12 protein-coding genes are annotated in these 12826 nt (G+C 57.8%); 8 read left to right on the plus strand and 4 right to left on the minus strand.

Going from position 1 to position 12826, the window contains the following annotated elements:
- Window positions 1-18 precede the first annotated feature (18 nt).
- Together AAC622_RS06305 and purF are read left to right on the plus strand one after the other, a co-directional pair.
- A complete protein-coding gene (locus AAC622_RS06305; RefSeq protein WP_340260920.1) occupies window positions 19-627 on the plus strand; it encodes a CvpA family protein in 609 nt (202 codons plus the stop codon).
- A 173-nt stretch (window positions 628-800) separates the two neighbouring features.
- On the plus strand, window positions 801-2306 hold the full coding sequence (gene purF, locus AAC622_RS06310; RefSeq protein ID WP_340260921.1) for an amidophosphoribosyltransferase: 1506 nt from the start codon (window positions 801-803) through the stop codon (window positions 2304-2306).
- 70 nt (window positions 2307-2376) lie between these two features.
- On the opposite strand, the gene AAC622_RS06315 is transcribed toward purF, so the two are convergent.
- Window positions 2377-2949 (minus strand): biotin transporter BioY, encoded by a 573-nt coding sequence (locus AAC622_RS06315; RefSeq protein WP_340260923.1) that lies wholly within the window; start codon window positions 2947-2949, stop codon window positions 2377-2379.
- 166 nt (window positions 2950-3115) lie between these two features.
- On the opposite strand from AAC622_RS06315, the gene AAC622_RS06320 reads away from it, so the two are divergent.
- A complete protein-coding gene (locus AAC622_RS06320) occupies window positions 3116-3778 on the plus strand; it encodes an SDR family NAD(P)-dependent oxidoreductase (RefSeq protein WP_340260925.1) in 663 nt (220 codons plus the stop codon).
- Window positions 3779-3792: 14 nt separating this feature from the next.
- On the opposite strand, the gene AAC622_RS06325 is transcribed toward AAC622_RS06320, so the two are convergent.
- Together AAC622_RS06325 and AAC622_RS06330 are read right to left on the minus strand one after the other, a co-directional pair.
- The gene (locus tag AAC622_RS06325) at window positions 3793-4296 is read right to left on the minus strand and encodes a cell division protein ZapA (RefSeq protein WP_340260926.1); all 504 of its coding nucleotides are present in this window, start codon (window positions 4294-4296) and stop codon (window positions 3793-3795) included.
- Entirely contained in the window at window positions 4296-5030 is a 735-nt protein-coding gene (locus AAC622_RS06330; RefSeq protein WP_340260927.1) for a hypothetical protein, read from the minus strand. The genes AAC622_RS06325 and AAC622_RS06330 overlap by 1 nt, the downstream gene beginning before the upstream one ends.
- A gap of 291 nt (window positions 5031-5321) precedes the next feature.
- On the opposite strand from AAC622_RS06330, the gene tkt reads away from it, so the two are divergent.
- The gene (tkt, locus tag AAC622_RS06335; protein ID WP_340260928.1) at window positions 5322-7337 is read left to right on the plus strand and encodes a transketolase; all 2016 of its coding nucleotides are present in this window, start codon (window positions 5322-5324) and stop codon (window positions 7335-7337) included.
- A 41-nt stretch (window positions 7338-7378) separates the two neighbouring features.
- Here tkt and AAC622_RS06340 read toward each other — a convergent pair whose 3' ends face one another.
- Window positions 7379-8323: a DUF808 domain-containing protein gene (locus AAC622_RS06340; RefSeq protein ID WP_340260929.1), complete on the minus strand. Its 945-nt coding sequence runs from the start codon at window positions 8321-8323 to the stop codon at window positions 7379-7381.
- A 187-nt stretch (window positions 8324-8510) separates the two neighbouring features.
- Between AAC622_RS06340 and gap (AAC622_RS06345) the strand changes: the two genes are divergently transcribed.
- The 4 genes from gap (AAC622_RS06345) to AAC622_RS06360 all read left to right on the plus strand — a co-directional run bounded on the left by gap (AAC622_RS06345) (window position 8511) and on the right by AAC622_RS06360 (window position 12732).
- Complete coding sequence (gene gap, locus AAC622_RS06345; protein WP_340260930.1) at window positions 8511-9515, plus strand: type I glyceraldehyde-3-phosphate dehydrogenase; 1005 nt, start codon at window positions 8511-8513, stop codon at window positions 9513-9515.
- 479 nt (window positions 9516-9994) lie between these two features.
- Entirely contained in the window at window positions 9995-10996 is a 1002-nt protein-coding gene (gap, locus tag AAC622_RS06350; protein ID WP_340260931.1) for a type I glyceraldehyde-3-phosphate dehydrogenase, read from the plus strand.
- 111 nt (window positions 10997-11107) lie between these two features.
- Window positions 11108-12286 carry a phosphoglycerate kinase gene (locus AAC622_RS06355; protein WP_340260933.1) on the plus strand — a complete coding sequence of 393 codons (1179 nt, stop codon included), beginning with the start codon at window positions 11108-11110 and terminating at the stop codon, window positions 12284-12286.
- Between the two features lie 146 nt (window positions 12287-12432).
- Window positions 12433-12732 (plus strand): FtsB family cell division protein, encoded by a 300-nt coding sequence (locus AAC622_RS06360; protein WP_340251712.1) that lies wholly within the window; start codon window positions 12433-12435, stop codon window positions 12730-12732.
- The last annotated feature ends 94 nt before the right edge of the window (window positions 12733-12826 follow it).

Raw genomic sequence — 12826 nt, forward strand, 5'->3', positions numbered from 1 at the left:
TAAGTGAGGGAGCGGGCGATGGATGGGTTCACGATGATTGACGGCATTGCAGGCGGGGTGATTTTCATCTCGGCCATCTTGGCCTATTCGCGCGGTTTTGTGCGCGAGGTCATGTCAATCTTGGGCTGGATCGCCGCCGCCATCGTGGCCTATTGGGCCGCACCTGAAGTGCGCCCACTGATCTCGGAAATTCCCTATATCGGGCCATATGTCGATGACAGCTGCGAATTGGGCATGATCTTGGGCTTTTCGGCAGCCTTTGCTGTGACGCTGATTGTTGTCTCGCTCTTCTCGCCGCTGTTTTCCTCGTTCATCCAGAAAACCAAGCTAGGCGGTTTTGACGCGGGTGCGGGTCTTTTCTTTGGCGTGCTGCGCGGTGTGGCCTTGGTGGCGGTGGCCTTGGTCGCCTATGACCGACTGGCAGGCAGCGACCCTGCGGCGGCAGTCGTGAACAGCCAAACCGCACAAATCTTTGCCTCGCTGACCACGCAAATCGACAGCGAAATCCCAAGCGATGCGCCGGGTTGGTTGATCGGTCGCTACGAGGGGCTGACCGCAGGATGCGTGGCCCCTGCCGCAGGCGACACGCAAAGCGCGCGCGCACTCTTAGCCGTGCCCGCAGCGTAAGTGCGTGCCCGCGCCGCGTTGCGGTAAAATTATACGTGAATTTCGAGCGCAAATTGTGACGCATTCATGACAGCTAATAGGTGACAGCGCCGCGCCTTTGTCCTAGGTAAGGCGTGCAACCGACTCGCCCATTTCCGTAGCTTTCGGCTATGACCGCAGGCAGGAGCCCGCCGATGCCCAGCAATTTTGCGTTCCCGCGCACCGCACAATTCCCCGCCCATCCCTTTGATCCCCTCTCTGATGATAAGCTGCGTGAAGAATGCGGCGTCTTTGGTGTGATCGGTGTGGCGGATGCCGCGAATTTTGTGGCCCTTGGCCTGCACGCGTTGCAACATCGCGGCCAAGAGGCGGGCGGGATAGTCAGCTATGACCCTGTCGAAGGGTTCAACTCGGCCCGCCGTTTCGGATATGTGCGCGATAATTTTACCAATGCCAGTGTGATGGGCACGCTGCCAGGTGCGCTTGCCATCGGCCATGTGCGTTATTCCACGGCAGGCAATAAGGGCAACACGGCAATTCGTGATGTGCAGCCCTTTTTTGGTGAATTCGCCATGGGTGGGGCCGCGATTGCGCATAATGGAAATATCGTCAACGCCGATGAACTGCGCCGCGAATTGATTGAACGCGGGTCCATCTTCCAATCCTCATCGGACAGTGAGTGCATCATTCACCTGATGGCGCGCAGCTATCAGAAAAATATCCCCGAGCGTATGAAAGACGCGCTGCGCCGCGTAGAGGGCGCGTTTTCGGTTGTGGCCATGACGCGCACAAAATTGATGGGTGTGCGCGACCCACTTGGGGTGCGCCCCTTGGTATTGGGCAAGATCGGCGATGGTTACGCGCTTTCCTCCGAAACCTGTGCGCTTGATATCATCGGCGCCGAATTCGTGCGCGAGATCAAGCCTGGTGAGATGGTCGTCATCACCGCGCAAGGCATCGAAAGCTATATGCCCTTCGAGCAGCGCAAATCGCGCTTTTGCATTTTCGAACATGTCTATTTCTCGCGCCCCGACAGTATTTTGGGCGGGCGGTCAGTATATGAAACGCGCCGCCAGATTGGCGTGGAATTGGCTCGCGAAGCCCCCGTTGAGGCAGATCTCGTCTGCCCCGTGCCCGATAGTGGCACGCCTGCGGCCATCGGGTTTGCCCATGAAAGCGGCATCCCGTTTGGCATGGGGATCATCCGCAACCAGTATATGGGCCGCACTTTTATCGAACCCACCGAACAGATCCGCAATATGGGTGTGCGTCTTAAGCTGAACATCAACCGCGCCTTGATTGAAGGCAAGCGGGTGATCTTGGTAGATGACAGCGTTGTGCGCGGCACCACCTCGCAAAAGATCAAAGAAATGATTTTGGACGCAGGCGCGGCGGAGGTGCATTTCCGCATCGCCTCTCCGCCTACAGCATGGCCTTGTTTTTACGGGGTGGACACGCCACAGCGCGACAAGCTTCTTGCGGCGACAATGAGCGCCGAAGAAATGCGCGCCCATCTGGGTGTGGACAGCCTGCGCTTTATCTCGCTTGATGGGCTCTATCGTGCCGTGGGTGAGGTCAAGGGCCGTGATCCCAAAAACCCCACCTATTGCGATGCCTGTTTCTCAGGCGAATATCCTGTGCGCCCCACAGACCAAATCGCCAAAGGTTTTGCCATGAACGAACCCGCCGCTGCTGAATAAACGGCACCATGGCACAAAAGAAAAAGGCCGCTCCGAAGAGTGGCCTTTTTCTTTAGACCTTTACTGCAGATCAGCGGACCGCTTTGCGCAAGTTAAACGCACCCGCCACAATCAAAGCTGCCAAAAGCGCCTTGACCACATCACCCGCGATGAAGGGCGCCATCCAGCCAGAGAGCAAGGTTGAAGGCTCAACCCCCATGACCAAGGCAGGCCATGCAAGGCCGGGGACATAAAGCGCGGCCGAAGCAACCAGTGCCGCAGCAAAGCCAAGGATTGGCTTACGCGCCATGCCACGATCCGCAGCCAAACCCGCGATATAAGCCATCACAACAAAACCCAGAAGGAAACCACCGGTAGGCCCAAACATATAGGCCAGACCTGCACCGCCATTGGCGAACACAGGCAGCCCCATCGCGCCCTCAACTAAATAGGCCACAAGTGCCGCAACGCCCAGACGCGCGCCCAAGGCGAAAGCAACGGTCAGGATTGCTAAGGTTTGTAGCGTCATTGGAACGGGGAACATCGGCACCGAGATTTGCGCCGCAATCGCAATCACAAACGAGCCCGCCAAGACCAATGCCGCTTTTTGCGCAAGGCTTGTGGGGGTGGTCAGGGATTTGGTTAGAAAGTCAGAACGGCTCATAAATCGGGCTCCTCAAAGGTTCTGGGGAATTCGCGTTTAAGCTGTTTTCCGCTTGCAGCACGGCAAAGTCAAGCAAAGAGCACGCAAATTACCCACAGCCACCGCAAATCAGGCGCGGCAAAAAACCCTGCTTGCCAAATCGCTGCTTTCATCCCATGTGGGAGGCATGGAAAAGATTTTGTCAGGTAAAATCGCCCTCGTCACAGGGGCATCGCGCGGAATTGGGGCAGCCTCGGCGGAATGGTTGGCCGCTCGCGGCGCTCATGTCATTGCCGTTGCCCGCACCACGGGCGCTTTGGAAGAATTGGATGACCGCATCCAAGCCAAAGGCGGGCAAGCCACGCTTGCCCCCATGGATATTACCACGGATGCTGCAATGGCGCATTTGTGCCGTTCGATTTTTGATCGATGGGGGCGCGCCGATATTTGGGTGCATGCGGCCTTTCACGCAACCGCGCTGACCCCTGCCCCGCATATCACGGAAAAAGACCTTGATCGGGCCATCGGTACCAATATCCGCGCAGTATCGCGTTTGATCACCATGATCGCGCCATTGATTGAGCCGTCTGATGACCCGCATGCCGTTTTCTTTGACGACACATGGGACGCGAAATTCGCAGGCACCTATGGTATGAGCAAGGCCGCCACCCGCGCCTTGGTGCAAAACTGGCAAACCGAGACGGAAAAGCACGGGCCGAACGTGCATCTGTTGCATCCAAAGCCCATGCCAACCGCGTTGCGCGCACGGTTTTATCCTGGTGAAGATCGGGAAGGGTTGGCAAAGCCCAGTGACGAAGCCGAACGGCTGTTACAACCGATCTTCGGCTAAAAGCCGAAGGTCAGCTAATCTTTATCGTCATCTTCTTCGTCCTCGACCGCAGCCGCTTTGGCCTTCGGGGCCACAGGCGTGGGACGGGGCGCTTCAACCTCAGGCATTTCTTCGATACGATCTGCCAAGGCCTCGGCGCGGGCGGCAAGCTCGGCCAACCCATCCACCACTTGCGCAGGGATGACCGCCACCTCTGCCGGCGGCTTCGCTGCTTCAAGATCTGCGATTTTCATCTGCGATTTGCGCAAAAGATCCTCAGCCTTGGCCAGCGTCTCCTCCATCGCCCTGATTTTGGTTTGCGCGGCCTCAAGCTCATCGGTTTTGGCAAGGGTTTTATCGGCCAAAAGCAGACCCGCCATCAGCAACATCCGTTCCGCAGGCAACCGACCGATCTGACCCGAGACCACAGAGGCCTCGGTGTCCAACATTTTCGCCGCCGCTTTGAGAAGGGGTTCCTCGCCCTCTTGGCAGGCGACTGGGAAATTACGGCCACCGATGGTAATCGTTACATCAGGCATTACGCGCCCCCTTCTTCGGTCACGGTATCAATCTCGGCCAAAATTTGCGCCAATTCTTGGGCATCGGCGGCGCGCTGCGCCTTGAGCGCACGAATTTCCGCCAAAAGACCAGATTGCAGCAATTCGCGATCAAAATTCCCTTCGGGCGCCTCGCGCAACTCTTCCAAGGTCTCTTGCAGCCTTTCGATTGTTGCGCGCAATTCGCCCAATGTGCTGTCCTTCATCTGAGCGCCCCGATCCTCGAGCGCATCGCGCGCGGCATCACGCTCATCGCGGGCCTCGTTGCGTTCTTCGCGCAAGCGCGCGGCGCGCATCCGCAGGATTTGCACCTCACTCTCGCCCGTGGCTTCAGGTATTTGGACGGCATCAGATGCGGCCTCTGCTTGGGTGGTAGATTGGGCAAGGTCAGATTTCAGCTGCTCAACCTCGGCACGGGCGGCTGCCAATTCGGCCTTGAGCGCATCCCGCGCGGCCTCGGCCTCAGCGGCCCGCAATTCGGCTCCATCCGTGCTGCCCTGCGCCTGAGCCTCCATCGCTTTAAGCCGTGCCGCCAGATCCAATCGCGTGCGCTGCTCCAGCGCCAATTCCTCGCGCAGATCGGACAGCTCATCCGAGGACGCAGTGCCGTTTGCGGGGGCGCGGGCCTTTCCCATCGCCGCATCAATCCGCGCAAGCGCAGCTGAGAGGCGCGCCTCAAGCTGATCGACTTTTTCAATGGCCAAAGGATCGCTCATTTTGCCTCCCCCAATTGCGGGCGTTTGGATCGCCTCATGAAACATTTACGCGGCAGTCGTATCACGCAGACCATGTCAGATCGTGCGGGCCGAATCTGAACCCCTGCGACACATTATGATCCAATTTCGGGAGTTTGGCAGGATTTCTTGATCTAAGGCAACCCTTGCGTCTTTAGCGACCAATAGGATTTGGGCGTGGGCTTCGGGCTTGAACTTTGGTCACGCCCTGCTAAACCCGTGCGCGTTAACGCTCGCACAAGCACTCCCGCAGCCCTCTTCTAGGACATTGATATGGATCTTTCTGCACTTGCCGCCCGCAATCCTGACCATTGGCGCCGCGCCGCCTGTATCCGCACGCTTGCCCTTGACGGGGTGGCCGCCGCGAATTCGGGCCATTCTGGTATGCCGATGGGGATGGCGGATGTTGCGACCGTGCTGTTTGACAAGCACCTCTCTTTTGACGCATCGGCCCCGAACTGGCCAAATCGTGACCGCTTTATTCTGTCGGCGGGCCATGGCTCGATGCTGATCTATGCGCTGCTGTATCTCACGGGTTACAAGCAGATGACATTGGAGCAGATCAAGAATTTCCGTCAGCTGGGCGCCATCACAGCGGGCCATCCTGAATTTGGCCATGTCGAAGGGGTTGAAACGACCACAGGCCCCTTGGGGCAAGGGATTTCCAACGCGGTTGGCTTTGCCATGGCCGAGGAACATCTGCGCGCCACATGGGGCGCAAAGATTATGGATCACTACACCTATTGCATCGCGGGCGATGGCTGCCTGATGGAGGGCATCAGCCAAGAGGCGATCGGTCTTGCAGGGCGTCATGAATTGAGCCGCCTGATTGTGCTTTGGGATGACAATAACATCACCATCGATGGCACAGTTGATATGGCCTGCCGTGTGGATCAGCGCGCGCGCTTTGCCGCCGCAGGGTGGGATGTGTTTGACTGTGACGGCCATGATGCCGCCGATATCGACCGCGCAATCACGGCCGCCAAGGCAAGCCCGCGCCCCGCAATGGTGGCCTGCAAAACCCATATCGCAATCGGCTCTGCCGCGCAGGACACCCCCAAGGGCCACGGCGCATTGACCGACCCAAAAGTCGTGGCCGATACCAAGGCCGCCTATGGCTGGACGCATGGGGCCTTTGAAATCCCTGCCGATCTCAAAAACTGGTGGGAAGCTGTCGGCGCAAAAGGCGCCACCGCGCGCGCCGAATGGGAAGCCCGTCTTGCCGCCCTGCCCGCCGCCAAACAGGCCGAGTTTACCCGCGCCTTTGCAGGCGAGGTTCCCGCGAAATTGGGCAATGCGCTGCGCCGCTATAAAAAATCCCTCGCGGATGAGGCGCCCAAAGTGGCGACCCGCAAGGCCAGTGAAATGGCCCTTGCCGTGATCAACCCGATCATGAAAGAGACCTTGGGCGGCTCTGCAGATTTGACTGGGTCGAACAATACCAAAACGGGCGATATGGGGATTTTCACCCCTGAAAACCGCAAAGGGCGCTATGTCCATTACGGCATCCGCGAGCATGGCATGGCGGCAGCGATGAACGGAATGGCGCTACATGGGGGCGTGCGCCCCTATGGCGGGACTTTCTTTACCTTTACCGACTACGCGCGCCCCTCGATGCGACTTTCCGCTTTGATGGGGATTAACGTGATCTATGTGATGACCCATGACAGCATCGGCGTTGGCGAGGATGGCCCAACCCACCAACCTGTTGAGCATCTCGCCATGATGCGGGCCACGCCAAATTGCCTTGTAATGCGCCCTGCCGATGCGGTGGAAACCGCCGAATGTTGGGAGATCGCGCTGGCGCAACCAAACCGCCCCAGCGTTTTGGCCCTGACCCGTCAAAACCTGCCCACGTTGCGCAGAAAACATGTCTCGCGCAATTTGGCCGCCCAAGGGGCCTATGTTTTGGCCGAGGCCGAAGGCAAGCGTCAGGTGATCTTGATGGCAACAGGGTCGGAAGTCGAAATTGCCATGGCGGCCCGCGACAAGTTGCAGGCCGAAGGTATCGGAACACGGGTTGTCTCGGTGCCGTCTATGGAACTCTTTGCCGAGCAAGACGAAGCCTATCGCAAGCGCGTTCTACCTGCAGGGCCCGTGCGCATTGCGGTTGAGGCCGCTGTGCGTCAGCCTTGGGATCGCTGGTTGTTGGGCGAGCGTGGTCGTGAGGCCAAGGCGGGCTTTGTTGGGATGAACAGCTTTGGCGCTTCTGCCCCTGCTGAAGTTCTCTACGAGCATTTCGGCATCACCGCAGAGGCGGTCGTGGCCGAGGTCAAAGCGCGCCTTTAGGCACAGAACCTAAGAAACAAAATCGGGCGTGTGGGGGCCTCCTACACGCCCTTTTTCTTTGGGAAAAGTGGCAGGATCACCGCAACGAGCGGGATCAAACAGGCCCCAACACCCAAGCCCAAAATACCTGCGCCAAGGGCGAACACCGCCCACTCCACCACTCCGTGGGCCGCGGCCACAGCATCCGCTGCGACAAGGCTGAGGTGATGCAGCATCTCCTCTGGGGCGGGCCAGCCCAGTTGCGCGGCCCCGTGCAGAAGGATGGCGCCCCCCACCCACAGCATCGCCGCTGTGCCAATTCGGGTGAGCCACAGCAGGAAGCTGGGCATCGCGGCCACGATCCCCCGCCCCAGACGTTGTAAGGCGGGCGCGCGGTCGGTATGCGCCAAATGCAGCCCCACATCATCGGCCTTCACAATCAGGGCGACCGACCCATAGACCAAAGCGGTGATGCCGATCGCCACAAGGGCAAGCGCGAAACCCGCATAAATCAGGCTTGGCGCCTTAAGCGCCGAGAGCGCGATGGTCATGATTTCAGCGGAAAGGATGAAATCTGTTTTGATCGCACCTTTGACACGCGCCTCTTCTAAATGGGCGGGGTCGCTTGCCGCAGGATCGCGCGTCTCGGAATGCGGGCGAAAGGCATGAAGGATCTTTTCTGCCCCCTCATAACACAAATAAGCCCCCCCCATCATCAACAGGGGCGGAATCGCCCAAGGGGCGAATTGCGACAACAGGAGCGCCACAGGCAAAAGGATCACCAATTTATTGACAATCGAGCCGCGCGCGATCTTCCAGACAATCGGCAATTCACGCTCTGGCGAAAACCCTGTGAGATATTTGGGGGTGACGGCCGCGTCATCAATCACCGCGCCTGCGGCCTTTGCCCCCGCTTTGGCTGCTTGTGCCGCGATATCGTCCACGGAGGCCGCCGCAACCTTGGTCAAAGCCGCGACATCATCCAACAGCGCCAATAATCCGCTCATCCACCCCAATCCTTTTGCACCCAACAGCCGCCCTTAGCATAGCGGCGCAGCATGTTCGCGCAACCGTTCGCGCTAACATCGGGTGTTTTCGCTAACATTGTGAAAATTCGTCATTTTTTCCTTGGGGATCGGGCGCGGCTTTTGTATGCGGTCAAGCAAGAGCGCAAATCGGATTGGAGACAAGATCATGACCATCACCCTTGGCATCAATGGATTTGGCCGCATCGGGCGGTGCACCCTTGCCCATATCGCAGAGGCGGCACGCAACGATGTGCAAGTGGTCAAAATCAACGCGACTGGCCCGCTTGAGACCAATGCGCATCTTCTAAAATATGACAGCGTGCATGGCCGTTTTGGCGGCGAGGTGCGCCTGACCGAGGACACAATGGATTTAGGCCAAGGCCCGATCAAAGTCTTTTCCACCTACGACCCACAAGAGTTGGATTGGGAGGGCTGCGATGTCGTTCTTGAATGCACAGGCAAGTTCAACAATCGTGACGCGGCCGCAGTCCATTTGACCCGCGGCGCAAAGCGGGTCTTGGTCTCGGCCCCCGCGAAACAAGCCGATAAAACCATCGTCTATGGTGTGAACCACCGCGATCTGCGCGAAGATCATCATGTCGTCTCGAACGGGTCGTGCACCACGAATTGCTTGGCCCCTTTGGCAAAAGTGCTGAATGAGGCGATTGGTATTGAGCGCGGGATCATGACCACGATCCACAGCTACACGGGCGATCAGCCCACGCTAGACCGCCGCCATTCCGATCTTTACCGCGCGCGTGCTGCCGCTATGGCGATGATCCCCACATCAACTGGCGCTGCAAAAGCGCTGAAAGAAGTTCTGCCTGAACTCGAAGGTCGGTTGGATGGCACGGCCATGCGGGTTCCAACCCCGAATGTATCTTGCGTTGATCTGACCTTTGAGGCGGGGCGCGATATATCGGTGGAGGAGGTTAACCAAATCATGCGCGATGCGGCCGAGGGCCATATGCGCAGCGTCCTGGCCTATGACCCAGAACCCAAGGTTTCGATTGATTTCAATCACACCACGCATAGCTCGATTTTTGCGCCAGATCAGACAAAGGTCATCGGTGGGCGCACGGTTCGTGTTTTGGCATGGTATGACAATGAATGGGGATTTTCGGCGCGTATGGCGGATGTCTCTGCTGCCATGGGGCGCCTGATCGCCTAAACCCCCGTCCTAGGTCACGACTTTTTATAAAACCCAGCCATGTTGCATGGCAGGGTTTTTGCTTTTTCATCCCCTGAACGGCCTAAACCCAAGTTATAATGCCCCCAACCAGAGATCGAACTCTGCGATTTATAACCCGCGTCCAATGGCGATCGGGGCGATTTCCTCACAAATCCTGTCTCACAAGGCCGCCACAAACAGGTGGGCCGTTCACCACAGCAGAAAGGAAATCCACATGTCTTTTATGAAAACATCGACCTTTGTCGCAGCACTGGCCCTGACCACCTCCCTGCCTTTGGCGGCACAGGCCTCTGGCTATGAGCGTCTGACCGAAGAGCAGCGTGCAAACATTTGATCCATATCCTCGATAAAATGGCGTTCTGGCGCTAGAGATCCCCTTTCCTTTTCGCGGCTAAGGGACTATACCACCCGCAACTGTTACCGCTAACAATGCCATGCTTGGCGCACTGGAGGGGATTATGGCTGTTAAAGTTGCCATTAATGGGTTTGGTCGGATTGGACGCAACGTGCTGCGCGCGATCATCGAGTCGGGCCGCACCGATATTGAGGTGGTCGCAATCAATGATCTGGGGCCTGTTGAAACCAACGCGCATCTTTTGCGTTTTGACAGCGTGCATGGCCGCTTTCCCGCCGAAGTGAAAACAACCGAGACGACCATTGACGTGGGGCGCGGCCCAATTGAGGTCACCGCCATTCGCAACCCCGCTGAATTGCCATGGGGTCACATTGATATCGTCTTGGAATGCACGGGCATTTTCACCGACCGCGACAAGGCCGCCGTGCATCTTGAAAACGGGGCTTCGCGTGTCTTGGTTTCGGCCCCCTCAAAAGGGGCGGATAAGACCATCGTTTACGGGGTCAACCACGGCACATTGACGAAGGATGACATCATCGTCTCGAACGCCTCTTGCACCACGAACTGCCTTAGCCCTGTGGCCTTCGCGATCCACAATGCCATCGGGATTTCGCGCGGCTTTATGACGACGATCCACAGCTACACGGGCGATCAGCCGACCTTGGACACGATGCACAAGGACCTCTATCGCGCCCGCGCCGCCGCGATGAGCATGATCCCCACCTCAACAGGGGCCGCGCGCGCCGTTGGTTTGGTTTTGCCCGAATTGAATGGCAAGCTGGACGGGGTCGCAATCCGCGTGCCGACACCGAATGTCTCGGTTGTTGATCTGACCTTTGAGGCGGCCCGCACCACATCAGTTGAAGAAATCAACGAGGCAGTGATCAAGGCGGCCAATGGACCGCTTAAGGGCATTTTGGGCGTGACGGATCAGCCCAATGTCTCGATGGATTTTAACCATGATCCCCGCTCCTCGATCTTCCATTTGGATCAGACCAAAGTGATGGATGGCAATATGTGCCGCGTTCTGAGTTGGTATGATAACGAATGGGGCTTCTCAAACCGCATGGCCGATACGGCCGTGGCGATGGGAAAACTGGTCTAAAGACAAAAAGGCGCGGAACACCGCGCCTTTTTCTTTGCCAAAAAATTGACCTTTGCGCTGGAAAAGTCTAGCGCAAAGATGACTGTACTTCCCAAATATCGGAGGCCGCAAATGGCGTGGAACACCTTGGATGATCTCGATCTTGCGGGCAAAACGGTGCTGACCCGTGTCGACATCAACGTGCCGATGGAAAATGGCAGCGTCACCGATGCGACACGGATTGAGAAGATCATCCCCACGATCCGCGACATCCGCGCGAAAGGTGGCCGCGTGGTTCTTTTGGCCCATTTTGGCCGCCCGAAAGGGCGCCCCGTTCCAGAAATGAGCCTAGCGCAACTGACGCCTGCCCTTGAGGCCGCGCTGGGGCATGAGGTGATTTTCATCGAAACCCCAAGCCGCGCCGCGATTGAGGCAACACCCACGTATGCTGTGATCTTGGTTGAGAACACTCGGTTTTCCCCGATGGAGGAGGCAAACGATCCGCAAATGGCGCAATTCCTTGCAGGGCTTGGTGACATTTACTGCAATGACGCTTTTTCAGCGGCGCATCGGGCGCATGCCTCAACCGAAGGGGTCGCGCATTTGCTGCCCTCTTGCGCGGGCCGCCTGATGGCTGCGGAATTGGCCGCATTGGAAGCCGCACTTGGCACCCCTGCCCGCCCTGTTATGGCCGTTGTTGGCGGGGCAAAAGTCTCGACCAAGCTGGATCTTCTGCACAATCTGGTTGGTAAGGTGGATCGCCTCGTAGTCGGGGGCGGCATGGCCAATACGTTTTTGGCGGCACAGGGCCATGATGTCGGCGCGTCTTTGTGCGAACATGATCTGGCGCAAACGGCGCGCGACATTTTGGATCACGCAAAAACCACGGGTTGCGCCATCATTTTGCCAAGCGATGTGGTCATTGCCCGCGAATTCAAATCGGGTGCTACGCATGAGGTGGTTGCAAGCACGGCCGTGCCCAAGGATGCAATGATTTTGGATGCAGGCCCGAACAGCGTGGCAGCCATCATTGCCCAGATTGAAACTTCAAAAACCTTGATCTGGAACGGCCCGCTTGGCGCCTTTGAACTTAGCCCCTTTGACGCGGCCACGAACGCGGCCGCACAAGCGGCGGCACAGGCCACCAAAACAGGCCATCTGATTTCTGTCGCGGGCGGCGGGGATACGGTCGCGGCCCTCAATAAATCGGGCGCGGCGGAGCATTTCACCTATATCTCAACCGCAGGCGGCGCCTTCCTTGAATGGATGGAGGGCAAAACCCTCCCAGGTGTTGCGGCGCTGGGGATCTGACCCCCTAAATTTAGTGCTATAAATATCTGACTCTAAATATAAAAAAATCGAATCAGGGGGATTCCCTTTTCAATTGGGATATGCGAATCTGCCCGCATGATATCGGCACAAATTCAAAGAATGCCGAATTGATGAGGCAGTAACGCATGTCGAAGACACGCAAACTTTCCCTTGCGGGGGCAGTTCTTCAGATCACGCTGATTTTGGTCGGTGGGTATTTTGGGCTTGCCGCGATCCAAGGGGACTCGGGCCTGTTCGAGCGCATCCAAATCGAAGCGGAAGCCGATGAGCTGCGTCTCGAATTGGCGGCGTTGCAGGCTGAAACGGCCCATCTTGAAACCCTGACACAACGCATGTCCGACACGTTCCTCGACCTTGACCTTCTGGATGAGCAAGCCCGCGAAATCCTCGGCTATCTGCGCGCGGATGAGATCGTCCTGCGTTAAGGCAAAAAAACCCCCTCAACCGCCGCATTCTGCCTTGCCCCTATGGGATGGGCTTCTTAACACTATGGCGAGATCGGATAAAAACAGGGGAGAT

The organism is Roseobacter sp. HKCCA0882 (assembly GCF_037805225.1).
Lineage (GTDB): Bacteria > Pseudomonadota > Alphaproteobacteria > Rhodobacterales > Rhodobacteraceae > M30B80.